Annotated in this window: 24 protein-coding genes; 14 read left to right on the top strand and 10 right to left on the bottom strand. The window is 46.5% G+C overall.

The genetic code is table 11. The annotated features are described in order from the left end of the window. Nucleotides 1-25: 25 nt before the first annotated feature. Nucleotides 26-973 (top strand): AEC family transporter, encoded by a 948-nt coding sequence (locus J9B83_RS00585; RefSeq protein ID WP_211534729.1) that lies wholly within the window; start codon nt 26-28, stop codon nt 971-973. 146 nt (nt 974-1,119) lie between these two features. Here J9B83_RS00585 and galU read toward each other — a convergent pair whose 3' ends face one another. Beyond that, the gene (galU, locus tag J9B83_RS00580; RefSeq protein WP_211534728.1) at nt 1,120-1,956 is read right to left on the bottom strand and encodes a UTP--glucose-1-phosphate uridylyltransferase GalU; all 837 of its coding nucleotides are present in this window, start codon (nt 1,954-1,956) and stop codon (nt 1,120-1,122) included. A 77-nt stretch (nt 1,957-2,033) separates the two neighbouring features. Further along, entirely contained in the window at nt 2,034-2,915 is an 882-nt protein-coding gene (locus J9B83_RS00575; RefSeq protein WP_211534727.1) for an ArgP/LysG family DNA-binding transcriptional regulator, read from the bottom strand. A gap of 113 nt (nt 2,916-3,028) precedes the next feature. On the opposite strand from J9B83_RS00575, the gene J9B83_RS00570 reads away from it, so the two are divergent. Further along, nucleotides 3,029-3,634, top strand: a complete 606-nt coding sequence (locus J9B83_RS00570) for a LysE/ArgO family amino acid transporter (protein WP_211534726.1) — start codon at nt 3,029-3,031, stop codon at nt 3,632-3,634. 28 nt (nt 3,635-3,662) lie between these two features. Here the strand turns inward: J9B83_RS00570 and J9B83_RS00565 are convergent, their stop codons facing one another. Next, entirely contained in the window at nt 3,663-4,949 is a 1,287-nt protein-coding gene (locus J9B83_RS00565; protein WP_211534725.1) for an MFS transporter, read from the bottom strand. 374 nt (nt 4,950-5,323) lie between these two features. On the opposite strand from J9B83_RS00565, the gene J9B83_RS00560 reads away from it, so the two are divergent. The 3 genes from J9B83_RS00560 to J9B83_RS00550 are packed head-to-tail and all read left to right on the top strand — an operon-like array spanning nt 5,324 to nt 7,030. Further along, the gene (locus J9B83_RS00560; protein WP_211534724.1) at nt 5,324-6,322 is read left to right on the top strand and encodes a permease; all 999 of its coding nucleotides are present in this window, start codon (nt 5,324-5,326) and stop codon (nt 6,320-6,322) included. Nucleotides 6,323-6,340: 18 nt separating this feature from the next. Next, nucleotides 6,341-6,577, top strand: coding sequence for a thioredoxin family protein (locus J9B83_RS00555; protein ID WP_211534723.1), 237 nt, complete (start codon nt 6,341-6,343; stop codon nt 6,575-6,577). 39 nt (nt 6,578-6,616) lie between these two features. Continuing rightward, nucleotides 6,617-7,030 (top strand): OsmC family protein, encoded by a 414-nt coding sequence (locus J9B83_RS00550; RefSeq protein ID WP_211534722.1) that lies wholly within the window; start codon nt 6,617-6,619, stop codon nt 7,028-7,030. Here J9B83_RS00550 and choV read toward each other — a convergent pair whose 3' ends face one another. The 4 genes from choV to betI form a co-directional block, all read right to left on the bottom strand. Continuing rightward, nucleotides 7,031-8,224 carry a choline ABC transporter ATP-binding protein gene (choV, locus tag J9B83_RS00545; protein WP_211534721.1) on the bottom strand — a complete coding sequence of 398 codons (1,194 nt, stop codon included), beginning with the start codon at nt 8,222-8,224 and terminating at the stop codon, nt 7,031-7,033. It lies immediately after the preceding gene. Nucleotides 8,225-8,227: 3 nt separating this feature from the next. After that, nucleotides 8,228-9,073: a choline ABC transporter permease subunit gene (gene choW / locus J9B83_RS00540; protein ID WP_211534720.1), complete on the bottom strand. Its 846-nt coding sequence runs from the start codon at nt 9,071-9,073 to the stop codon at nt 8,228-8,230. Nucleotides 9,074-9,216: 143 nt separating this feature from the next. Then, nucleotides 9,217-10,152, bottom strand: a complete 936-nt coding sequence (locus tag J9B83_RS00535) for a choline ABC transporter substrate-binding protein (RefSeq protein ID WP_211534719.1) — start codon at nt 10,150-10,152, stop codon at nt 9,217-9,219. A 131-nt stretch (nt 10,153-10,283) separates the two neighbouring features. Then, nucleotides 10,284-10,889 (bottom strand): transcriptional regulator BetI, encoded by a 606-nt coding sequence (betI, locus tag J9B83_RS00530; RefSeq protein WP_211534718.1) that lies wholly within the window; start codon nt 10,887-10,889, stop codon nt 10,284-10,286. Between the two features lie 318 nt (nt 10,890-11,207). Here betI and J9B83_RS00525 point away from each other — a divergent pair, with 318 nt between their 5' ends. From J9B83_RS00525 to J9B83_RS00510, 4 genes are all read left to right on the top strand, one after another. Further along, on the top strand, nt 11,208-12,365 hold the full coding sequence (locus tag J9B83_RS00525; RefSeq protein WP_211534717.1) for a MalY/PatB family protein: 1,158 nt from the start codon (nt 11,208-11,210) through the stop codon (nt 12,363-12,365). A 24-nt stretch (nt 12,366-12,389) separates the two neighbouring features. Then, a complete protein-coding gene (locus J9B83_RS00520) occupies nt 12,390-13,187 on the top strand; it encodes a sterol desaturase family protein (protein WP_211534716.1) in 798 nt (265 codons plus the stop codon). A 10-nt stretch (nt 13,188-13,197) separates the two neighbouring features. Then, nucleotides 13,198-13,866, top strand: a complete 669-nt coding sequence (locus tag J9B83_RS00515) for a YceH family protein (RefSeq protein ID WP_211534715.1) — start codon at nt 13,198-13,200, stop codon at nt 13,864-13,866. A 73-nt stretch (nt 13,867-13,939) separates the two neighbouring features. Then, nucleotides 13,940-14,977 (top strand): Gfo/Idh/MocA family protein, encoded by a 1,038-nt coding sequence (locus tag J9B83_RS00510; RefSeq protein WP_211534714.1) that lies wholly within the window; start codon nt 13,940-13,942, stop codon nt 14,975-14,977. Between the two features lie 100 nt (nt 14,978-15,077). Here J9B83_RS00510 and J9B83_RS00505 read toward each other — a convergent pair whose 3' ends face one another. Next, entirely contained in the window at nt 15,078-15,866 is a 789-nt protein-coding gene (locus tag J9B83_RS00505) for an inositol monophosphatase family protein (RefSeq protein ID WP_211534713.1), read from the bottom strand. Nucleotides 15,867-16,138: 272 nt separating this feature from the next. Between J9B83_RS00505 and J9B83_RS00500 the strand changes: the two genes are divergently transcribed. Next, nucleotides 16,139-16,858, top strand: a complete 720-nt coding sequence (locus tag J9B83_RS00500) for an RNA methyltransferase (protein ID WP_211534712.1) — start codon at nt 16,139-16,141, stop codon at nt 16,856-16,858. A gap of 87 nt (nt 16,859-16,945) precedes the next feature. On the opposite strand, the gene gndA is transcribed toward J9B83_RS00500, so the two are convergent. Continuing rightward, complete coding sequence (gene gndA / locus J9B83_RS00495; RefSeq protein WP_211534711.1) at nt 16,946-18,469, bottom strand: NADP-dependent phosphogluconate dehydrogenase; 1,524 nt, start codon at nt 18,467-18,469, stop codon at nt 16,946-16,948. A 502-nt stretch (nt 18,470-18,971) separates the two neighbouring features. Between gndA and J9B83_RS00490 the strand changes: the two genes are divergently transcribed. The 4 genes from J9B83_RS00490 to J9B83_RS00475 all read left to right on the top strand — a co-directional run bounded on the left by J9B83_RS00490 (nt 18,972) and on the right by J9B83_RS00475 (nt 22,750). Continuing rightward, entirely contained in the window at nt 18,972-20,528 is a 1,557-nt protein-coding gene (locus J9B83_RS00490) for a phosphoenolpyruvate carboxykinase (protein ID WP_211534710.1), read from the top strand. Between the two features lie 106 nt (nt 20,529-20,634). After that, the gene (locus J9B83_RS00485; RefSeq protein WP_211534709.1) at nt 20,635-21,414 is read left to right on the top strand and encodes a TatD family hydrolase; all 780 of its coding nucleotides are present in this window, start codon (nt 20,635-20,637) and stop codon (nt 21,412-21,414) included. Nucleotides 21,415-21,416: 2 nt separating this feature from the next. Then, on the top strand, nt 21,417-22,289 hold the full coding sequence (locus J9B83_RS00480; protein ID WP_236037028.1) for an SDR family oxidoreductase: 873 nt from the start codon (nt 21,417-21,419) through the stop codon (nt 22,287-22,289). Nucleotides 22,290-22,333: 44 nt separating this feature from the next. Further along, nucleotides 22,334-22,750: a hypothetical protein gene (locus tag J9B83_RS00475; RefSeq protein WP_211534707.1), complete on the top strand. Its 417-nt coding sequence runs from the start codon at nt 22,334-22,336 to the stop codon at nt 22,748-22,750. 64 nt (nt 22,751-22,814) lie between these two features. Here J9B83_RS00475 and J9B83_RS00470 read toward each other — a convergent pair whose 3' ends face one another. Next, nucleotides 22,815-24,731 (bottom strand): beta-ketoacyl synthase, encoded by a 1,917-nt coding sequence (locus J9B83_RS00470; protein ID WP_211534706.1) that lies wholly within the window; start codon nt 24,729-24,731, stop codon nt 22,815-22,817. Between the last annotated feature and the right edge of the window lie 10 nt (nt 24,732-24,741).

Here is a 24,741-nt window from a genome sequence, read left to right as displayed (position 1 = left end):
AGACGGCGGCTTCTAAGGAGCGTGTGTGTTTTCCCTTTCTCTTACTGTTTTGCCTGTGTTTTTGCTGTTGGTTGTCGGCGCTGTCTGTCAGCGCTGGCGTTTCCCTATGGATGGCTTTTGGTCAGGTGTGGATAAGCTGTCTTATTGGGTGCTGTTTCCTGCGCTCTTATTTCATAAGACCTCGCAAATTGATTTTTCAAACCCCATGTTGCCAACCTATGCGCTGGTGTTGTTGCTGTCTTTGGTGGCGGCTTCTTTATTTGTGTTTGCTTCTGCTCGATGGTTAAAGGTAAAAGCGCCGACGGCATCTTCTATGCTGCAGGCGGGTGTGCGTTTTAATACTTTTATTGTGTTGGCGCTGGCGGGCAGTTTATACGGCGACGAGGGCTTGGTATTGGCGGCGCTGGGCGCGTCTGTGTTGATTCCATCGATCAATGTGTTTTTGGTGGTCTCCATGGTGCTGATGCATGGGCCGACCGGCGAAGATGGCACGCGAACCTTGTCGTTACCGCGCTTGGTCAGCGGTGCCTTGATTCGTAATCCGCTGATTGTATCGATTGCCTTGGGCAGTGGTTTGAATTTGCTGGGTTGGACACCGATTGTCTTGGTGTCGGATGTGATTGGTATGTTGTCACAGGCGGCTTTGCCATTGGTGCTGTTGGCAGTGGGCGCCAGTGTGCGTTTTGAGACGATTCGCTCTGTGGGCATGACCTTTGTGATGTCGGCGTTGGCGCGTTTTGTGGTGTTTCCCTTAGTAATCGGTGTGCTTTGCTGGTGGTTTGGTGTGCATGGTTTGCCTGCTTTAGTGGCCGTACTTTTTGCGGTGGTACCGACAGCGACATCTGGCTATGCGTTGGCGCGTCAGTTGGGCGGAGATGCAGAGCGGATGTCGGCGTATATCACGCTGCAGACCTTGTTGTCGGTGGTGACTGTGCCAGTGAGTGTGTGGTTGAGTCAGCTGTATTTGAGTTAACGCTGAGAGCATACTCACTCAAGGTAAGCCATAAAAAAATGCCGTGCTGGTGTAATACGAGCACGGCATTTTTGTTTTCTGACAATGCAAACTCTATTTTGCACTTTTTTGGTGCAAGGAAGAGTGTAAATACATTCAGTTTCTAATTAAGCTTCTGTTGGGTCTTTGTAATGGTTTTTGTAGCAGAAGTTGGTGGCTTCTACGAAGCCGTCCACGCTACCGCAGTCAAAGCGCTTGCCTTTGAATTGATAAGCTAACACACAGCCTTCGGTCGCTTGCTGCAAGATGGCGTCGGTGATTTGCACTTCGCCGTTACGACCCGGCGGTGTGTTGCGGATTTTATCAAAGATATCAGGCGTTAAGATGTATCGACCAATGATCGCCAAGTTAGAAGGCGCGTCTTCTTTGGCAGGTTTTTCCACCATGTCGGTTACGCGGAATAAGCCGTCCATCATGGATTCGCCTTTGATCACGCCGTATTTGTGCACTTCGTCTTCTGGTACTTCTTCAATCGCAACGATGGTGCAGCGGAATTGGTTGTAAAGCTTCACCATTTGCGCCATCACGCCGTCGTCTTCACCAAAGCAAAGGTCATCGGCCAGCACCACGCCAAAAGCTTCATCACCGATAAGAGATTCGCCAGTTAGAATAGCATGACCAAGGCCTAACATGTTGTTTTGACGGATAAAAGAGAAGTTTACGTTGTCGATTAGGTGACGAATGCTGTCGAGGTATTTTTCTTTGTTAGTGCCGGAAATTTGATGTTCTAGCTCGTAGCTGATGTCGAAATGGTCGGCGATGGCGCGTTTACCACGACCTGTTACAAAGGTGACGTTATCCAGTCCGGCAGCGGCGGCTTCTTCAACGCCGTATTGCACCAAAGGCTTGTTCACAATAGGAAGCATTTCTTTTGGCATGGATTTGGTGGCCGGCAAAAAACGGGTGCCATAACCAGCAACAGGGAATAGACATTTGCGAATCATAATTTTTCCTTAAAAATGGCTTTGTTAAGTGGCCGTCTACTAACACGACATGGCCAATCTGTTTTCGGTTGATGCATTTAGTATAGAGCATCTCGTGTGACAGTTCGTATCACCTGCGTTAACCGGTCCAATACAGGGGAGCTAAGTTTGTACCAATGCCAATAAAGAGGCAAGGCAAGACGGGTGTTTGGCAGCAGGGATACCAATTTCTTACTTTTTATTTTCTGTTTCACCTGAACACTAGGGACTAAAGCACAGACTGTGCCACCCATTACCAGCTCGACAAAACCGTGGGATGAGGGGTACCAGTGGCTGTTGTTTACTTGCGTCTGGCTTTTTAGGCATTCATTTTGGTAGCGAGCCCAAAGCTCGTCATGCTCGTCATAGATTAAAGAGGGCGATTGTAGAATGGATTCGGGGCTGAGGTCGTTGTGTAAATAGTGTTCAATAAAGTGTGGCGTTGCAACCAGCTCATAATTCATATTGCCCAGAAAAACTGAATCGCCTCCGGCCACAGGTGTACCGATTTGGCTCAGACAAGCGACCACTTGGCCGCTTTGTAATAAGGTTCGGGTTTGGTTTTGATCGGCGGCTTTAATGTGCAGCCGGTTGTCATTTTGGTAGGAAAATTCTTGAATAACATCAGTGAACCAAGTCGCCAGAGTGTCGTTGTTCACCGCGATGCGCAAAGGTTGTCTGATTTGGTTGCCTTCAATGCTTTCTCGTAAGCCCTCTTCGAGCAAAGTGACTTTATTGAAATGAGCGAGCATTTGCTCTCCCAGTGGCGTGGCAACCACAGGCCTGGCGCGAATTAATAAGGGGCGGCCGCATTCTTGTTCTAGGCGTTTGATGTTTTGTGATACGGCAGACTGGGTCAAATTTAGCGCTTGCGCGGCTTTGTCAAAGCTTTGAAACGTGAGCACGGCGTGCAGACTGGTGAGTGCTTTGTAATCCATCATGAGTCGATCGAGTTCTTATATAATTTTTACTAATGTAGTTTTAATTTAATTAATTTTAATGTAAAGACTGCGTCGCGTAAGATCAAGCCAAATTTCATTATAAGGAAACCGCCATGTTGGCATTTTTGAGTGGCGCCATTACCGGTGGTGGGTTAATTGTCGCTGTAGGGGCGCAAAATAGTTTTTTGCTAGAGCAAGCGCTTAAGCGCCATTATGCCTTTCCGATCGCGCTGCTGTTTATTCTTAGCGATGGGATTTCCATTGCTTTGGGCGCCTTTGGTTTGGGGCTGATTTTACAAAGTCACGAATGGCTATTGTCGGTGTCCCGATGGGCGGGGGTGGCGTTTTTGGTGTGGTTTGCTCTTGGCAAATGGCGTGCGTCGTTTCAAGAAGAACATTTGATTTTGGAGCAAGCGGGGAAGCGCCTCGCTCTGTGGCCATTATGTGTAATGGGCTTTGCGGTCACTTGGCTGAATCCGCACTTCTATTTAGACACCATGATCCTTATGGGCAGCTTGGCGAATCAATGGCAAGAGGATAAATGGTCGTTTGTGCTCGGTGGTGCAACGGCGTCTGCGGTATGGTTTTTGACCCTAGCCTTGGTGGGGCGATTGTGTGCAAAGTGGCTTGAAAAAGCGGCCTTTTGGCGCTGGTTCAATCGTATAAACGCGCTTCTTATTTGGAGCATCGCTTTGAAAATCGCCACACAACCTTTGTGATTAAAAGCTGTGTGGCGGCTTGTAGACGTTAGAGTTTGATTTCCACTTCGTGCGGTTTTTCTTCTTCAGGTGCCGATGAAGTATCGGCTTCGACCAACATCTCTGCGGTTGCTACTGAAGAGACCGTTAGCGCCACTGGGATTTGGTCCCCTTGCTCTTCGATGATCATGGCTGGTTGATGCTTGATGCGATACATTGCAAACAAGGCAACGGACATATTGAGCGAGGCAACAAACCAAAATAAAGCATCGATGCGCAAGGTGTCCATGAGTGCAGCAGCGACAAGCGGCCCACAAATTCCCCCCAGACCATTTAGCAGAATCATACCGCTACTGGCCGATAAGATTTGCTCTGGTCTTAATTGGTCGTTCATGTGAGACGACGCCAACGAATACATGGGGAAGGTGAACGCACCAACACAAAACATACCTATCATCATTACGATTTGATTGTTCATGCTATTGCCAAGCGGCACGATAAACGCCGAGATAGCGCCAACAACACCCACCCACAAAATGGTGACTCGACGGTCCTGACGATCGGATAATTTACCAATCGGCCACTGTAGAATCATTCCGCCAACGTAACTGGCACCGATAAACAAAGAAATTTCACCAATTCCCATACCAATACTTTTGGCGTACAAGGCTCCCAAGCCAAGTATTGCCCCTGCGGTGGAACCGGCAATGGTTACACCGGTTACCCCCAAGGGCGCGGTTTTGATTAGCCCTAGAATATTGAGTTTTTCTGGAACATTAATGGTCGGCGATGGCGTACGAACCAACAATAAAGGTACAACCGCCAAAGAAATCAGCACAGAAGTCAATATAAACAAGCCATAGCCGCTAGGGGACGATAAGTTCAGTAAGAATTGGCTGAGGGTTTGGCTTGCCCAAATTTCGATAATATAAATAGAAAACAGGCGGCCTCGGGTTTTATTGGTGGCAATGTCGTTGAGCCAGCTTTCAGTGACAATAAATAGGCCGGCGTAGCACAAGCCGGTGCCCATACGCATCAGCATCCAGAACCAAGAGTTGACCACCACGGACTGCATCAAGATAGTAATAGAAGCCAAGGAAGCGACCGCCGCAAAAACACGAATGTGACCGACGTTTTTCACCCAGTTTGGCACTAAAAGGGAACCAATAATAAAGCCCAAGTAATAGGCCGACATGATTAACCCCGTGGCCGTGGTATTAAACCCTTCAATCGAGGCGCGAATACCGATCAGTGAGCTTTGTAAGGCACTTGCCATGGTTAAGATGGCGATACCTATGAGCAGACTCCAGATTGGAAATAGGGTTTGCTTTAACATGTTGTGTCCTTTATTGCGCGTAGAGAGAAGGGCGAATCGAGTAATGTCTGGGATTGGTCATTATTTCGGCAGACTATACCGATTGAATTTTTGAATGCAATCACTAATCGACCCAATAAAAGGTAGCAGATGAAAAGACATTTATTTGTGACATTTTCATCATATAAGGCGATTTTTTTGGATGGATAAATGTCACTAAAGTAAAAAAAAGCCATGTTATGTGCTTCGAGCGATTAGCAAACAGGAATAGGATAAAAAGCGACTAATTTAGAAAAACAGTACATATGTCAATGAACATATATGATTTTAAGTATATATTGTTTTTTCAATAAGGTTTCACACAACCATCTTGTTAGGTGGATAGGGTTGTTATCATGTTAGGGATTTTTGGGGATTTTGCGAGCTGGTTAACCTACGGTGTTATGGGTTTGTCGGCGCAGACAAAACTGGGCGATGCGGTACATTTTTTTATCGAAGATGTGAGCAAGATTTTTGCCCTATTGGTGTTGATGATTTATGTGATTGCGTTATTGAGAGCATCGTTAAATGTGGAAACCGTGCGGGACTATTTAGCCAGTAAGCACAGGAGTGTGGGTTATATTATGGGATCAAGCTTCGGTGCGATCACACCGTTCTGCTCCTGTTCGAGTATTCCGGTGTTCCTAGGTTTTACCTCAGCGGGTATTCCGGTCGGTATCACCATGGCGTTTTTGATTACCTCGCCCTTGATTAATGAAGTGGCCGTGCTCTTGTTGATGAGTTTACTCGGTTGGAAATTCACCGTGCTTTACGTGATCATCGGCATGGGTGTGGGGATTTTAGGTGGTGTGTTTTTGGATGCGATCAGAGCTGAGCGCTGGTTGCAGTCATTCGCTGCAAAAGCCTTAGAAAGAGGCCAAAATTCTGCTCCGGCGGCAGGTACTATTCCAGTAGAAACGCCTAAAATGACCATGCAAGAGCGTCATCAATTTGCTAAAGACGAGTCTTTTGAGATTTTTGGTCGTGTGTGGAAGTGGGTTATTGTTGGGGTTGGTCTAGGTGCGGCTTTGCACGGTTTTGTGCCGGATGGCTGGATTCAAGAACATTTAGGCGATGGCCAATGGTGGTCTGTGCCAGCGGCGGTATTGTTGGGTATTCCTTTGTACTCCAATGCCACTGGGGTGATACCAGTGATGGAGAGCTTGATCGTCAATGGCTTGCCAATCGGTACTACTCTGGCTTTTTGTATGAGTACCGTAGCGGCGAGTTTCCCTGAGTTTATTTTGTTGAAACAAGTGATGCAGTGGAAACTCTTGGCAATCTTGTTTGTTATGTTGTTGTGTGCATTTACCTTAGTGGGTTGGTTATTTAACTTCTTCACCCCATTTTTATAACGGATTAAGGAAAACAGAATGAAAATTATCAAAGTATTAGGTAGTGGTTGTACTAAATGCAAAAAAGCCGCCGAGTTGATCGAGAAAGTTGCCGCGGAACAAGGTGTGGCGGTGACGGTATCCAAAGAAACCGACCCGCAGACCATTATGTCTTATGGCGTGATGAGCACTCCTGCGGTCGTGATCGATGAAGTCTTGGTTCACACAGGTTCTGTACCACAAGAAGCTTCTGTCAAAGAGTGGTTGGCGAAATAAGGCCGCTCTTTTTCTTTTCATAGGATTAGGACAACGCCGATGACCAATAAAATGACATTTAAAGTGAACGCCAGTCGTGTGGATGCCCATGGCAGCACCTTGTCATGCAAAGACGCAGGCTTGGTAATAGACACGGATTTGCAAGGTCGAAAAGACGCCTTCAACCCCGCCGAGTTATTGATGGGGGCACTTGCGGCCTGCATTATCAAAGGAATTGAACGCGTGACGCCTATTTTGAAGTTTGATCTACAGGGACTAGAAGTGGAGATTCATGGCGTTCGACAGGACGCGCCACCGAAGATGGAATCGATGGAATACAGTATTAAGGTAAAAACTTCAGAGTCTGATCAGCGCCTAGCACTGTTGCATGACAATGTGCGCAAATTTGGCACCGTGTACAACACCATTGCACCCGGTACCGAATTAACCGGCACGCTAACCCGCGCTGACTGATCAGTCAGCGCTATTGTCTTCACGACCAAAATGTTTGCCCAATAATGCGTGGTAAATATTATGGTCGTTCATAATGCCGATGCATTTGCCTTTGTCTTCTAAGATTAAAAAGCCATCAGAATGATAGCGAAGCTCTACGGCATCGCGCATGCTGATATCAGCGGGCACAATGAAAACCGTATTGTTCGGCACCTTGGTGATGACCTGATCGGCTGACCAACGCAGCGTTGGAAGCTCCCCTTGTTGATTTTCAACAGATACTAACTCGCCGTTATTCAGCTCCATCCAAGTATCGTCATCAATAACAAAACGCCCGTTGGCCGCAGAAAGCGCTGACAATGGCGTCATTAAGGATCGTCCGCACAGCACGTTCAACGGATTAGTGTGCGCGACAAACTTTTCCACGTATTCCGTTGCTGGATTCAGCACAATTTGCTCGGGTTCGTCTTCCTGAATGATTCTAGCCGATTCCATAATGGCGATTTTAGAACCGATTTTGAGCGCTTCATCAAGATCATGGCTGACGAAAATAATGGTCTTATTGAGGCGTTTTTGCAGCTCGATCAATTCGTCTTGCAGTTGCGAGCGAATTAAGGGGTCGAGAGCGGAAAAAGGTTCGTCCATCAGCAGAACATCGGTGTCCATCACGAAGGCGCGGGCCAAACCAACCCGTTGACGCATGCCGCCAGATAGTTCGTCGGGTTTTTTGTCGGCCCATTGATCCAAACTGACCATTTTGAGTTGTTCGCGAGCTTTTTCCAGTCGCTCAGCTTTGGGCATGCCTTGCATTTCTAAGCCGAAAGCGACGTTTTCCAGTACAGTGAGCCATGGCATCAAGGCAAAGTTTTGAAACACCATGGACACTCTATGGGTACGCATGTGTCTAAGAGTAGCATCGTCGCATTTTGCCATGTCGACCATGTCATCACCGTCTCTTACTAGACAGCGGCCTCGGGCGATTTTATTTAAGCCATTAACTGCGCGCAGTAGGGTGGATTTGCCTGAGCCGGATAACCCCATCAGGACACAAATTTCCCCTTCGTTGACTTCGATGTTGGCATTTTGCACACCAACCACGTCGCCTGTTATGCCTAAAATCTCGTCTCGGCTGTGACCTTGATCCATTAAGGGTAAGGTTTTGGTTAGATTGTCACCGAAGACAATATCGACGTTTTCAATGGTTACCACAGCCATAAATTATCCTTCACTCTTGGAATTGGGTGACTTACAGATTCGATCCAACATGATGGCCACTAATACAATGGCGATACCAGCTTCAAAGCCTTGGGAAATATTCACCGTGTTCAGTGCGCGAATCACTGGCTTGCCCAACCCATCGGCGCCAACCAAAGCGGCAACAACCACCATGGACAAAGACAACATAATACATTGGGTGATACCGGCCATGATGTTTGGCATGGCGGCAGGCAGTTCGACCTTATAAAGCAGTTTGGTACGGGTGCACCCAAATGCCAAGCCGGCTTCGATCAATTCTTTGGGCACCTTGCTAACGCCAAGGTAGGTCAAACGAATGGGGGCGGCGATGGCGAAAATGATGGTGGAAATCAACCCTGGAACATAACCCAAACCGAATAAAATCAGCGTAGGAATAAGGTACACAAAAGTGGGGATGGTTTGCATTAAATCTAAAATAGGGCGCAAGGTGGTGTACAACCAAGGGCGGTGAGCGGCGGCGATACCAATGGGTACGCCAATCAAGACACTGATGGCGGTGGCAGAAATGACCAGTACCAGGGTCTGAACGGTTTCTATCCAGTAGCCCATGTTAATGATGAGTAGCAAGGCGGCGGCGATAAAAATAAGCAAACCTATTTGACGATGCAGAAACCATACGCCGACCAAAATAACAGCAATCACCGCAATTGGGTGCATGGCATCGATTGCGTCTACCATGGTGACTATCATGGTTTCTAGGGTAAAGGAGATAAAATCGAAAAACACCGACGCTGCTGTCACGAGCCAATCGACAAAGTTTTCCATCCAATCGCCAAGAGGGATTTTATTATCCGTCAGCCAATTCATATAGGTATTTTCCTGATGTGTGTACCTAAGCTGGGTACTGTTTTCGTGTGTGAACGCGCATTCCATATGAAGTAGGAATACGCGTTATTTACTAGCCTGTTAAGGGAGATCAACAACTATTTAGGCTGCTGTTTAGACTGTGATTACAGGCCTAAATGAGACTTCACTGCGTTTAAGCCGTTGCCGCCAGAGGCCGTTGAAACGCCTTCAAGCCAAGTGGTAAGTACAGCCGGGTTGGCTTTTAACCAAGCTTTTGCCGCCGCATGGGGTTTTTCGCCATCGTTTAAGATTGCGCCCATGATTTCGTTTTCCATTGGTAAAGAGAAGTTAAGATTGGTGATCAGCTTGCCCATGTTAGGGCATTGCTCTAAGTAGCCTTGACGAACATTTGTGTGCACGTTGGCGCCACCAAAATCGGGGCCAAAGTAATCGTCGCCACCGGACAAGTATTCCATATCAAAATTGGCGTTCATTGGGTGCGGTGCCCAGCCTAAAAAGGCGATCCATTTATCGCGACGTGCGTTGCGGCTCACCTGAGACAACATGCCCGCTTCGCTGGATTCGACCAGTTTGAAATTGCCCAGATCAAAGGCATTGGAATCGATCATATCTTGAATGATGCGGTTGCCATCGTTGCCCGGTTCAATGCCGTAAATACGACCAGAGAATTCTTTTTTGAATTTTGCAATGTCGGCGAAATCGGTCACGCCGGCATCAAATGCGCTCTTGCTAACGGCCAGAGTGTATTTCGCGCCTACTAGATTTGGGCCAAGATCTTGAACTGTCCCAGCGTCTAGGTAAGGTGCAATATCGGCTTGCATGGTGGGCATCCAGTTACCAAGGAAGACATCGATGTCGCCATTGGCAAGAGAAGTGTAGGTAACAGGAGCAGACAATAGTTGAGTTTTGGCCTCATAGCCTAGTGCTTCTACCAGATTGCTGGCGACGGCTGTGGTAGCTGTGATGTCTGTCCAACCCACATCGGAGAAACGCACCGTGGAGCAATCTGCCGCCATACTCAGTCCAGTTACACTGGCTAAACTGATGGCGAGTGCCGTTTTTATTGCCTTGTTTGTCATACCCTTATCCTCTTCTCTTTTTTGAACTCAAAATGAATGAGCAAATACAGCGCTGGCGATCCAGTACTGAACGTGAACTCCTAAAACAGTGAGCCTAGCGTGTATTGTCGCCAGCTCCACAATGGTAAATATTAGTGTGTTAGCAATGTCTCAACTTGTGGTTGAAACACCAAGTCTAAATAATCTTGTATTTGCTTGGCCGACGTTGTTTTGTCGATACCACCCGCTAGCGACCCTCGTAACCACATACCGTCGATAAGTGCCGCTACCGTAAGCGCAATATTGCGTGCTTTTTGGGGCGCAAATTCTTCTTTTAATGCACAAACCAATGCTGTATTCAAACGTCGAGAATAGACATTTTGCAATCGAAACAATGATGGCTTATGCATGGCCGATGCCCAAAATCCCATCCAAGCTTTGACGACTTGAGGGTGCGTTTGTGACTGACTAAAGCCAGCGCTCACAATGGCCATGACTTTCTGTTGGGCCGACTGATTTTTTGTTTTGCTGGCCTCCGATGCCAAAATGTCAAAAAATTCTCGGATTAAGCTTTTCATCGTTTCTTCGTATAGACCGTCTTTACCACCAAAGTAATGGTTGATAATGGCAGGTGACACACCGGCTTTTTTGCCGATAACACTGACCGTTGCCCCCGCAAAACCATATTTGTCGATGGCTTTGATTGCGGCCTCGATGAGCTGAGGTTTTCGTATTGCGGGCATTCCTACTTTCGGCATTGTTTGATCCTTTTTATTAAACAGCTGTTTAATTAAAACCATACTAGGTTGATTGTGTGATTTAGGTCAACCCTTGACAAAACTAAAACTTAGTGTTCTAAGTAGTTTAACTGTATGATAATAATAGAGTTTTTAAGGTTTGAATTATTTTTACATATTTTGTGAGATAGACTGAAATAGGTCACTGGTGTGGTGTTCTCGCATCTAGGTATCATTATATCCCACTCTGCTGAGACGTTTCTGATGTATTATGGCTGGAGTTTAGCGGCGATATTATGTTTACTAGGAAATACAAAACTATCATGGGAGTAATATTCAGTGGACGCCTCTTTTCCGACGTTTGACACCATTATCGATCGTACGAACAGCCACAGTGATAAGTGGTCTAAATTTCCTGAGACAGTGATTCCCATGTGGGTGGCGGATATGGATTTTGACTCGCCAGATTGCATTAAAAAAGCCCTTGCTAAGCGGGTTGAAGAAGGGGTGTTTGGTTACACCAAAACGCCACAAGCACTCGAAAGTGCTATTCAAGTGCATGTATCCACTCGTTATAACTGGTTGATTTCTCCTGCCGATTTAGTGCATTTACCTGGACTTGTTTGTGCTTTGCATCTCAGTGTGCGAGTTTTTTCTGATGAAGGTGATTCCATTGTGGTGCCAGGCCCTGTGTATTATCACCTTACTAAGGCGCCAGCCCTAACAGGGCGCCATGTTCTTAACGTGGATATGCAATTAACGGAAGGCCGTTGGGTGCCAGATATGGCGCAATTCGAAGCGGCCTGTGCTGACCCCAAAAGCAAAATGATTTTGCTGTGTAACCCCCATAATCCTGGCGGAACGGTTTACACCAAGGCGGAATTGCTGAGCATCCATACGTTGGCCGAAAAGTACGATTTAGTGGTGATCAGCGATGAAATTCATTGTGACCTCATCCTAGACGCGGTTCCACACGTACCATTTGCAAGCCTAAACGCCGATGCAGCGAATCGAACCATTACCTTAATGGCACCAAGTAAGACCTTTAATGCGGCTGGATTAGGTTATGCTTTTGCAGTGATCCAAAACACAGCGCTGCGCAATCAGTTTGATCAAGGGCGCATGGGGTTGATTCCGTCTGCGAATATGCTTGGTCTGGTGGCGGCGACTGCGGCCTATGAAGAAGGACAGGAATGGCATCAAGCCTTGTTGACTTATTTGGCGGGGAACAGAGATCTGTTGTCGCAGCGGTTGGCAGCCACACCATTAAAAATGGCACATTTAGAAGCCACCTATTTGGCGTGGATTGATGTATCAGCATTGTCTTTGGATAACCCGTATGATTTTTTTGTCGGAGCAGGAGTTGGCGTTTCTAATGGCGCAGACTTTGGCGATGGCAATTTTGTGCGATTGAATTTTGGCTGCCCGCGTTCTGTGTTGCTAAACGCCATTGAGCGTATTGAAAGCGCATTGAAAAACAGAGAATGTCTTGGGTAAAATACGTTTTAACAGTAGGAACGCATGATTGATTTTAGCCTTCGTATCAGTATTTTTTTGGTGGCGTTTAGCTCGTTAATGGCCTGGCAGTGGTATTCACCGAGAGGTACTTTATTGCAATGGCGGCAACGTTGGCGTCATAACCTGATTTTATTGATGTTGGGTGCCTTGTGTGTGCGTCTGATTCAACCTGTGTTGCTGTCTATTGTCGCCTTATCTAATCAAGGAGAAGGTTGGCTGACTCAGCTAGGGTTGCCGCTTTGGGCGCTGGTGCTGATCAGTATTCTGCTGCTTGATTGTCTGATTTATTGGCAGCACAGATTATTCCATCGCGTGCCTTTGCTGTGGCGTTTGCATCGGGTTCATCATTCAGACCCTGAATTAGACGTGAGTTCGGCGATTCGTTTTCACCCTGTTGAGATTGTTATGTCGTTGTGCATCAAAGCTACCGCTGTGTGGCTATTTGGCATTCCGGTCGAGGCGGTATTGATCTTTGATGTGTTGCTGAATGCCTCTGCCATGTTCAATCACACCAACGTCAGGTTATCGCCACGGCTTGAAAAGTGGGTGAAGGTGCTGGTGGTGACGCCTGATATGCACCGTATTCACCATTCTAGAATCAGCGAAGAAGCCAACAGCAATTACGGCTTTTTCTTGAGTATTTGGGACGCGTTTTTTGGCAGCAAACGACCAGAAGCCATGAATGGAGACGAAGGTCTAAACATTGGCATGCCAGGTACGAAAGCATACCAGCCAAATACCCTGGGCGATTTGTTGTTGATGCCGCTGAAAAATTTTAAGAAGTCTCGTAAAAGCGAATAGGAATAAAAAGATGAGCTATCACCAGATTAATAGCATTGAAATGCGTGTTATTGGCTGCTTAATGGAAAAGGAAATCACCACGCCAGATTATTATCCGCTAAGCTTAAATGCCTTGGTCAATGCCTGTAATCAAAAATCCAATCGCGACCCGGTCACTCAACTGACAGAACAAGAAGTGCAAGACGCGGTAGACGCACTGGAATCACGAGGCTTGGTCACAGAAATTTCTGGGTCTCACAGTCGGGTGAGTAAGTATCAACATCGTTTTTGCAATACGGAATTTTCCGATTTGCAATTGTCACCCGCGGAAACCGCCGTGGTGTGCTTGTTGTTTGTCCGTGGTGCACAAACCCCAGGTGAACTACGCTCACGGAGCGGTCGATTACATCGTTTTTCATCCCGTGAAGACGTCGAAGCGGCTTTGTCGTCTCTTCAAAGCAAAACAGGCGGGCCTTATGTTTGCCAATTGCCACGGGAACCGGGTAAGCGAGAGCAGCGTTATCAAGAGTGTTTTTGCACCGAGTCAGAACGCATAACCGCAACCTGGAGCGAGCCATCATCGACAGGGAGTAGCGCGGATTATACTCAGCAATTGGAAGCAAAAGTACGAGAACTAGAAGCTCAGGTTGATGTGTTAAACGAGCGAATTCAACAGCTTGAAAAAGCCAGTAGACTATAATCTGCTTTGCCGTCAGACTTAGCGGCGTTTTTAGCCGCTCATGTTTATTTACGATCGCTACGGGGAGAAAGTTATGAAGAAGGTACGCTGGGGTATTATTGGAACCGGAAAGATCGCACATTTGTTTGCCAGCGATTTTAGCCACGTTAAGGCGGGTGAATTGTGTGCGGTGGCGTCCCGTAACAAGGCATCGGCCGATGCCTTTGCAGAAAAGTTCGACATAGAGTGGGCGTTTGTTGACTATTTTTCCCTTATTAACAGCCACGAAGTGGATGTTATCTACATCGCTACTCCCCACGTTCATCACTTCGACTTAGCCAAGGCTTGTATTTTGGCCGGCAAGGCCGTGTTGTGTGAAAAACCTTTGACCATCAACGAAGCCCAGTCTCGAATCTTGTACGATCTGGCACTTGAGCACGATGTCTTCATAATGGAAGCCATGTGGACACGATTTAATCCCGCTGTTGAGCAGGTTATCGAATGGGTTGAAGAAGGCGAAATCGGTACCTTGAACAGTTTACAGGCGAGTTTGAATTTCCTCGCACCGACAGACCCCAACCATCGTTTGTTGAACATTGAAATGGGCGGTGGCGCTTTATTGGACATCGGCATTTACCCTGTCTTTTTGGCTCAGTTGTTGTTCGGTAAACCAGATTTTGTGCAAAACCAAGCGGTCATCGGCGACACAGACGTGGACGTATTTGAACAGATCTTGCTGGGCTGGGAGAGCGGTAAGTTAGCATCTTTGGATGCGTCTTTGATTTCCTGTAATCCAAATCGAGCCGTATTGTCTGGCTCAAAAGGTTACATTGAATTGGACTCTGAATGGTTTAAGGCCAAATCGTGCCGAATGGTGACGGCACAAGGGGCAGAGCGTGCAGTGACGTTTGATTTCCCAGGCAATGGCTACCAGTTTGAAGCGGACGAAGTGAATCGCTGTTTACAAGAGGGTCTGTTACAAAGCCCGAATTACAGCTGGCAAGACAGTTTAGAATTAATTGCAACGCTGGACGAAGTGCGTCAAGACATTGGTTTGTATTACCCAGGTGAAGAGCAGCCAGATTTTGATGTAGACGACCATCATCACGAGCACAGCCATCACAAACATTAAAGTCAATGCGCGAAGTACAATAGTTAGAAATAAAATAAAGAGTTAGAAACAAAAAAGACGCTTTCCCACACCGGAAAAGCGTCTTTTTTGAAGCAAATGATTAACCTAGGTGTTTGTTCAACGTCGGTAATAGTACTTTAAATAAACGAGGTGAGGCGCATAGTACATCGCCTTTTTCTAGGCTTGGTGCGCCATCAAAGCCTGCGAATAGGCAGCCTGCTTCTTTCGCGATGAACAATGGTGCTTGCATTTCCCACTCCTGTAGCTTGATACCCCAAGCCGCATCAAGACGACCAGCGGCTACGTTAGCGAGCATAAGTGCAGGTGCATCTTGCATGACGACGCGCGCGCCTTTTTCGGCAATATCAGTTAAAACAGCAAATTGACCTGAAAAATAAGGTGCAAGACGGTCGGTCGCAGGGAATTGCGCTGCAACAGTAACATTGTCTAGGGTGCGAGCTGAGGTGCTGCGAATACGAGAATTGTTTAAGTAAGCACCACGACCTTTACTGGCGTAGAACTCATCTTTTGTGTGAGGGTTAAGCACAAGTGCGTGCTCCACTTTACCGGCAACTAGGTAGCTCATTGTAATAACGTTGCCTGTTAGGCCGCGAGAAAATAAATGCTGTCCTTGAATCGCATCGATGATCCATTCGCCTTCTTCGCCGTTTTGTACAGTGCCTTGCAAGCGAGTGGTGATGGTGTCAGCTGGATACGCTTTTTCAAGGTGATAAACAATGCTGCGTTCTGCGCCTGAACAAACGGTTTGGTAAACCTGTTCAGCGGATTGACCTTGCTCTTTATCGAAAAGCAATTTCTCTTGCGAGTGGATGATGTATTCCGCAGCGGAACGGGCTGCTTTTAGGGCGACATTGATTCTAGGTTGCATAATTTACCGTCAGTTATTCTGTCATTAAAATGCACATGCCGTCAGCAAGACGACAGGTTGCCAAATAAAGTGTTAAAGAGCGTGCACCCCGTTTTCTTTACTCTTATAAGAAAAACAAAACCGGATGCCAAATTAAGAGCGCGAATTCTAGCCTAATGGCCTTGGTATTACCAGTGAAGTTTTGGTGAAAAACTGACCAGTGTACGGCTTTGTGAAAAATATCTGTTAAGATGGCTAGGATTATATGTTCGCTCTAATGGGTACCTTTTAAAATGCAGAATAAAGTAAGAATTGTCCTTGTGAATACCTCGCATCCCGGCAACATTGGTGGCGCGGCGCGTGCTATGAAAAACATGGGATTGGCTGACCTGTACTTGGTCGCGCCCAAGCAATATCCAAGCGATGAAGCCGTGAGTAGAGCGTCTGGTGCAACGGATATTCTAGATAATGCCGTTGTGGTAGACACGCTAGAAGAAGCGCTTGGTGATTGCCAATTGGTGATTGGTACCAGTGCACGCGAGCGCAATATTCCTTGGCCATTAGTCGACCCAAGACAAGCCGCGGATTTGGTGTTTGATGAAGGCTTGGTTACGGCCTTTGTGTTTGGTCGAGAGGACAGAGGGCTGACAAACGAAGAATTACAGCGTTGTAATTATCATGTGCATATTCCATCGGTTGAGACTTTTAGTTCCTTGAATTTAGGCGCAGCGGTGCAAGTGATCGCTTACGAACTTAGAATGAAATCCCTGCTAATGAAAGACGCTCCTGTGGTGGCGAGCAAATGGGATGTGCCTGCCGCGAATGTGGAGCAGATTGATTACTTGCTTGAGCACCTCGAGAAAGTCTTAGTGCAAACGGAGTTTTTAGATCCAGAAATGCCGATGCAGGTGATGACGCGTTTTCGCCGCTTGTTCCAGCGTTCACGTTTAGATCAGCAAGAGCTTGGCATGCTCAGAGGTATGTTGACCTCGATGGAAAAGAAAATGAAATAGCGCTGAAACGTTAGTCATAAAAAAAGGCGCGAAATGCTTCAGTATTTCGCGCCTTTTTTGTCTTTTTACTGTCGAGCCAGTGCGTGGCTAGACTTTGCGTTCTGGTCGACCTTCTTCTTGCCAGAAAGTATGAAATTTCTGACCTGGCTCTGCATCTACTCGCTGGTAAGTGTGCGCGCCAAAGTAATCGCGCTGAGCCTGCAGCAAGTTAGCTGGTAAGACTTCAGAGCGGTAACCGTCGAAGTAGGCCAAGGCAGAGAAGAAAGAGGGCGTTGGAATGCCAGATTGGGCGGCTAAAACAACGGCTTTACGAAGGCCTGCTTGTTTTGTGTCCATAGCGTCGGCAAAGTAATCGTTCAGCAGTAAGTTTTCAAGCTCGTGATTTTCGTCAAACGCATCGGCGATTTTTTGTAGGAAAGACGCGCGAATAATACAGCCACCTCGCCAGATTTTTGCAATCGTGCTGAAGTTCAGTACCCAATCGTATTCTTTTTGAGCCGCACGCAATAATTGAAAACCTTGAGCGTAGGCGCAAATTTTGGCGCAGTACAGGGCTTCTTCAATGGCTTTCTCTACGTCGGCGGCTTCAATTTCACCACTTTCCACATCAGCGGTCAGTTTGCCTGCCGCTATTTCACGCTCGCTGGTTAGTGTACTCAAGGCGCGTGCGTAGACGGATTCACTGATGATGCCGGCAGGAACGCCCATTTGAGTGGCGCTGATGGATGTCCAGCGACCTGTGCCTTTTTGTCCGGCACTGTCTAGGATCATGTCTACTAAGGGTGCGCCAGTGGCGTGATCGTACTGCTGAAGAATGTCTGCGGTGATTTCAACCAAGTAGCTGTTTAGAATGCCTTGGTTCCACTTTGCGAACAGTTTGCCGATTTCTTCTGGCTCGTAACCCAACAAAGAGCGAAGTAGGTGATAAGCTTCGCAAATAAGCTGCATGTCGGCGTATTCAATGCCGTTGTGCACCATTTTCACGTAATGACCTGCCCCATTTGGCCCCAAGTATGCCGTACAAGGTTCACCTTCGGTAACGGGCTTGCCTGGTGTGTTGCTCACAATTGGTTGACCGTCTTTACCGATTTTCGCCGCTACGGCTTCCCACATTGGCTGTAGATACTTCCATGAGTCCGCATCACCACCAGGCATCAAAGAAGGGCCAAAGCGAGCGCCTACTTCACCACCGGATACGGCGGTGCCAAAGAATTTGAATTTTTCTTTGTATTCGGCTTCGCGACGAATGGTGTCTGTCCATTGACTGTTACCGCAATCGACCACTATGTCGTCGGGTTCGAGTCCTGCTGCAATTAAATTATGGCACACAGCGTCTACAGGCTTGCCTGCAGGAACTAAGACCACAATGACTCTGGGCTTTACAAGGCTGGACAGCATGTCTTCTAAATTTGAGCAGCCAATAATACGTGCAGGCGCTGTGTTGTCGAGGCGTTCGGCTTCCTCAGTGTGTAAAACATCTTGTACTTTATGTGTGTCAAGATCAAAACCTGCAACTCGGTAGCCGTGGTCAGCTAGATTCAAGGCCAAGTTTTTACCCATGACACCCAGGCCGACAAATCCAATATTGCAATTCTGATTCGCGTTTAACATAAATATAGATCAACCTTTTGAAAATGGGGGAAAATTCAAGAAAGAATCTTACCATGAAGCTTTGTCATTCAGAGCATGCTAGGAGACAGAAAAGTTCAAAAAGATGTGTTTTTTTGATGTTTTTTAATAGAAACCGTAGATTTAGCAAGGCTTTTTTAAGGAAATTGTAGAGCGGCGTTATATCCGACTATTTCATTAAAAAGAGTAATAAGTTTCCTGTTTAGTAGAAACCCTTCAAAATAGAAAGAAAACTACAATAAAATGCGAATATGATGAGCTAAATACTTTAAAAAATTACGAATCCCTTCCTATTTTAAAATAAAATATATATTTATCAGCCACTTAAGTTGTATTTGTTAATTTCAATATAGTAATAAAATAACATACTGTTATAACAATATTTTTTCTTAGATTGTTTTGTTACTATTCTTTTCACCTTAAAAAAACTCGCACAATAATAAAAATGACCAGACAATCTTTATAGTTCAGAGGATTTAGTAACATGAACTCCGCATCAGATGTAACTCGTATTCATAAAAATCTAACAACGCCACAGTTAGTTGAGAAAGCACTGCAAAACGACGAAGGCGTGCTTGCTGATAATGGCGCACTTGTTGTTGAAACCGGTGCTCGTTCGGGTCGTTCTCCTATGGATCGTTTCATTGTAGAAGAAGCATCCAGCAAAGACAGTATTCATTGGGGCCCTGTAAACCGCTCTTTTCCAGAAGACAAGTTTGCACCGTTGTGGGACCGTGTCGAGTCGTATCTAAACACTAAAGAATCATTTGTTTCTGACCTGCATGTGGGTGCTGGTGATGAATATTATTTGCCAGTTATCATGCGCACTGAAACAGCTTGGCATCAGTTGTTTGGTCGTAATTTGTTTATTCGCCCAGAGACTTACAATCCAGCGAGCAAAGGCGAATGGCAGATTTTAAATGCTCCTTACTTTGTATGTGAGCCAGAGCGTGATGGTACCAACTCTGACGGTTGTGTGATTTTAAACTTCGCAGAACGTAAAGTGCTTATCGCCGGCATGCGTTACGCTGGTGAAATGAAAAAAGCCATGTTCTCTGTGCAGAACTACTTGCTGCCAGCGCACGATGTATTACCAATGCACTGTGCCGCTAACGTTGGTACAGAAGAAGACGTGACTCTGTTTTTCGGTTTGTCAGGTACAGGTAAAACCACCTTATCTGCTGACCCAGAGCGTTTCTTGATTGGTGATGACGAGCACGGATGGGGTAAAGGTACGGTCTTCAATATTGAAGGGGGTTGCTACGCAAAAACCATCGACCTTTCTCAAAAAAATGAGCCAATTATTTGGGACGCGATCAAGTTCGGAACCATCGTTGAAAACGTTGTTTTAGATCCAGAAACACGTGTTGCCGATTACGCAGACACGTCTTTGAGCCAAAATGGCCGTGCTGGTTACCCACGTGAACACATTGAAAAACGTGCCGATGACAACCGCGCAGGCGAGCCAAATGCAATCATCTTTTTGACATGTGACTTGACTGGCGTACTGCCTCCGGTGTCTATCTTGTCTAAAGAAGCGGCGGCTTACCATTTCTTGAGTGGTTACACAGCTTTGGTTGGTTCTACCGAAGTGGGTGCAGGAACGGGCATTAAGTCGACCTTTTCAACCTGTTTCGGTGCGCCTTTCTTCCCACGCTCTGCAGATGTGTATGCGGACCTTTTGATCAAACGCATCGAAGAGTTTGGTAGCAAAGTTTACCTTGTGAACACAGGTTGGACAGGTGGTGCTCATGGTAAAGGCGGTAAGCGTTTCAGTATTCCTACGACTCGTGCGGTGATTTCTGCGATTCAATCTGGTGTGTTGGTAAATGCAGAAACTGAGCATTTAGACGACGTAAACCTAGATGTTCCAACGCAAGTGCCTGGTATTGACAGCGTTCTGTTGAATCCACGTAAAACATGGTCTGATCAAGCGGCTTACGAAGAGCAAGCGAAAGGCCTTATCGCTCAATTCGTTGATAACTTTAAGAAATTTGATACTGTTTCTGACGCTATCGTTAAAGCAGGTCCTTCACTTTAAATTTCAATTCTAAAAATGAAAAGCCGTGCTGAAATAGCGCGGCTTTTTTTTGTCCGTCTGTTTATAATTCATCGCATCTTTGCGTAAATCCTGTAGTCTTTTGTGTATGTTTATTGATAGCCATTGTCACCTTGATTTTAACGTGTTTGATGTTCAGCGAGATGAACTCATGTCCCGTTGCTATGAGAGAGGGGTCGCTGAATTTTTGGTTCCTGCGACTGAGTTTCACCGTTGGTCACGGCTCGCCACCTTAGCAAAGCAGTATTCATCTTGGCGAGTGGCTTATGGTCTGCATCCGTACTTTTTAACGAGCGCTACTTTGGATCAGATTGAATGTCTGGGCGACCAATGTGAGCATTATGGGGCGATTGCCGTTGGCGAGATCGGCATCGACTGTTGGCCTGGAGCGTTCGAGATTAAGGTGCAAATGGATTATTTCCGTCGCCAGCTCCAAGTGGCAAAAGCCTTATCTTTACCAATAATTGTCCATGCTCGTAAAAGTTATGACTTGGTGTTGAAATGTTTACGAGAGACTGGATTTAAGTCGGGCGGCGTTATTCATGCTTTTAACGGCAGCTTGGTGCAAGCGGAACGTTTTGTAGATCTTGGTTTTGTGCTTGGTGTTGGTGGTACTATTACCTATCCAAGAGCTCAAAAAGCCCAGCGCGTTTTAGCGGCCCTGCATCATTCGGCTTTTGTATTGGAAACCGATTCCCCTGATATGCCGCTGAGTGGGTTTCAGGGTCAGCTCAACACGCCGCTGTCGATTCCTTTGGTTGCACAAAGTGTGGCTGAAATTCGAGGCGAAAGCGTCGAACAGGTTGCTGCTCAGACGTATGATAATCTATTAAGAGTGTTTCCTAAGTGGAATGAGGTCTTATTTTGAACATGACAAAAAATATTAATGATCCGATTCGTATTCTTCTTCTAGGAAGCGGTACAGAAGTAGGGTCGTCGTTACTGGCGTTGTCCAAAAACAAAACAGAATTTGAATGGTTGTGCCCAGATGAAGCCTTGTTATTGAACGAAAGCCGTCGAGCGGAACTGGAAGCCATGGAATTTGATGTGATCATTGATGCTTTGAGCCTGCGTCATGCTCTACAAAGTGATTACAGAAAACTGCTGTCTACTTTGCGCTATTTGAGTGAACAAGAAAAAGCCCCCTTGATTATGCTCAGTAGTGCAAGAGTCTTCGCGGGTGATAAGGGCGCACCTTACAGTGAAACCGACACACCCGATAGCACAGAGCCTTATGCGCAAGCATTGATTGAGGCTGAGACTTTGGTGCTAGCGCAGCCACAAAATATCGTATTGCGCACGGGCTGGTTGTTTAGCGGTAAGGGGGACGACTTTGTTTGTCGAACCCTTGGTTTGATTCAGGATGGCGTAAACCTTGCTTACAAAGATGATCTGATCGGCAGTCCAACGCCAGTGTCTGATTTGGTTCGAGTGATTTTATCCATGGTGAATCAAGGTCATTATGGCGCTCAAAATACGGGTGTTTACCACTATTGTTGTGCGGAAGAAATCAGTTGGTTGCGTTTAGTGGAAGCCATTGTGGCTACCTCAAACCAATTCGATCCTAAGGCACAAGTGGAAGTGGAAGCAATTGGTGATGAATTCCCAGAAGCTCAGGAAGTTATGGTGATGCGCAGACAGTCTTTATCGTGCCGGAGAGTGTTTAATCATTTTGGTATTAAACAGCGCCCATGGCGTTCTAAATTGCGTAATTTAGTCAAAGAATTGTATCAAGCAAGTTAATAAAACGGTCTAGTCGAGGATTAACAAGCAACGCGGGAGTGAGTGTGAACAAGATAAATATGAAGGCAATTTTATTGGTTTTCTTTTTGCAGTTGGCAGTGGGTGTGGCTTGGTATGCATCTATGCCAGCGTCCTTGTCTGCAGGCTCCTTATTAGGAGATGGATTAAGCCAACCCCCTGTAAATATTGTCTTGCTGGTCGCTTGTGCTGCCTTTGTGTATGTGTTCTTTTCGGCTTGGCTGTTAGTGAAAACAAGGGGTAAATCATCTGCTGGTGGTTTTTTCTTAGTAATAGGGACTTGGCTGTTTGCCGTATTGCCTAATTTTGTTTTCATTGCGGTGCATTTAAATATGAATAGCTCCGATGCTCTTTATCTGCTGTCGTTTGGTGCCATTAGTGCGCTATTGGCAGCGATAATCTTGCCTTTATGGCCTTCTTCTCGGCTAATTTTTAAAAGTTAAAACAAAAAAACCAACGAATGAACAGATTGTCAGACGTTGGTTTTCGTTTTGCGATACGGTGCGATTATTTCAGATCTTGAAACTCATTTTCCACATCAATGTTCACTGCAAGTTCGTAACCTGGCAGATGAATTTCCTTGTCGGTAATGGTGAGTTCTTCTCCGCCTAAAACATTAAAGCCAAACTTATACACAGGCAGCATTTCGCCTCGTATCATGGCTTGGTTATACTCCTCTGCTGTGGCAACGACGGCTGTGTTTTTAGCCTGATATTCGCTCATCTGTTCGCTGCTGTAGCGTTTGCTTAGCATGGTCATTGCTTGTTTGGGCGACAGCAAAACCGCTGTGGCGTTGTTACCACCAAAACCTTTAGAGTTCAGTAGAGCGGCATCAAAATAGTCCTTGCCATAATTTTGGTGCTTAAGTTGGAAAGACAAACCATCCTGGTAAACGTCGTCAGCAATGGCATGAGAGGTAGTAATACCGGGCAATATGCCATCCTTCCAGACGCCTAGAGACAAATGCAGCTGATCGCCACCGGCGGTGCCTTGAGAATGACCAAGAAATGCTTTCATCGCCACAACTGGTATATCAGTGGCACCAAAACTCGTGGCAGCTTTGCTCAGCACGTGAGATTCCGTGATGCGATTCTGTGGCGTGCTGGTGCCATGGGCTTGAATAAAGGTGCGCTGGGTTAAACCTTCGTTACCAATGATGTTTTGTAGGTAAGCCATGGCCTTGCTCATGGTCAAATAGTTGCCAATACCCGGTGCTGAAATGGATTTTTTATGGCCGTCAGCGTGAGCGAACACTACTGGGATGGCGCCAAAAATTTGTGCACCCAACTCGATGGCTAAGGCATCGTCCATAAGCAAGGTCCATTGGCTGGACTCACCAATAGTAAAACCACAGTTATGGGCAAAAGGGCGACAACTTCGTGTGTGGTCAGGTTCGGCTTGGTTGGTTATTTGATCCAGCGCCAAAAGAGCTGTGTCTTCTGCCAATGCGCCCATGGTTCGAAAACCTTCGATGATCTCTGGCGTGATAGGCGCATCGCTGCCACCCACCATGGCAACACGGAATTTACCCGATTTGATGCCTTCTACGGCTTTTTCTAAATTGAAAAAATAAGTGGCGCAAGCACCAATAGAAGTGCCTACATTACCAACACTGCCAAGTAAGTAAGCGTTTACAAAGTCGGCTGGCATTTGAGCATAGCCCAATGGTAAATGTTTCGATGTCGTGCGTTTGCCCATTAAAGCCGATTTGAGCATGCCGCCAAACCCAAGATCGTCCATTTGACCGATTGAGTTCGCTGCGTACACAGCCATCTGATCAGGGGCGACCTTGCTACGAATGGTTTCCCAATCGATGCCACTGCTTTTAATCGCATCTGACGCGCCGTAGACCGTCATCTGTAAGCCGCGGGGATGGTTACGGCTCTGGTAAAGCTTAGACGGATCAAAGCCTGTCGGTAATTGCCCTGCTGCCTTAACTGACAAAGAACGTGTGTCTTTGATAAAGGCTTCTAGTGTGCCGTCAACTTCGACCTGGCTTAGGGTGTCAGACAGAGCTGTCACCTGCCAATTAGTCGGACGATCGCTGGGTAAAGAGCGCGTTTTTATGGTGAAGCTGAGCTTTTCATCTGGGTTGTCGGAATGCAGGGAGGTAGATTTGTGTAAGACAACATGATCAACATCGAATAGGTCGGGATGAATACGACGGATAAGGGTACGAGCCAATAAAGACTCGCCAATGCTATCGACTAACGAGGCGGCGTCTAATGCTTCGCCACTGCGAGTGTACCAAAGGCCATTTTTATGTTCGGCCGTATTGGTAATAGTGGCAAGATCCAATAAAACATCCTGCTGAATGGCGTTCGGCAGAAGATCAAAAACAATTCGACGATATGCTTGATGTGAAGAAGTACGACCAGCCGAATTGATTCCGCCAAAGCCAACAATAACAGGTAAACGGGCCAATTGAATTTCC

The sequence above is a fragment of the Marinomonas vulgaris genome (assembly GCF_018145875.1).
Taxonomy (GTDB): domain Bacteria; phylum Pseudomonadota; class Gammaproteobacteria; order Pseudomonadales; family Marinomonadaceae; genus Marinomonas; species Marinomonas vulgaris.
Note: the sequence above shows the minus strand (reverse complement) of the source record. Positions and strands in the feature narration are given on the sequence as shown.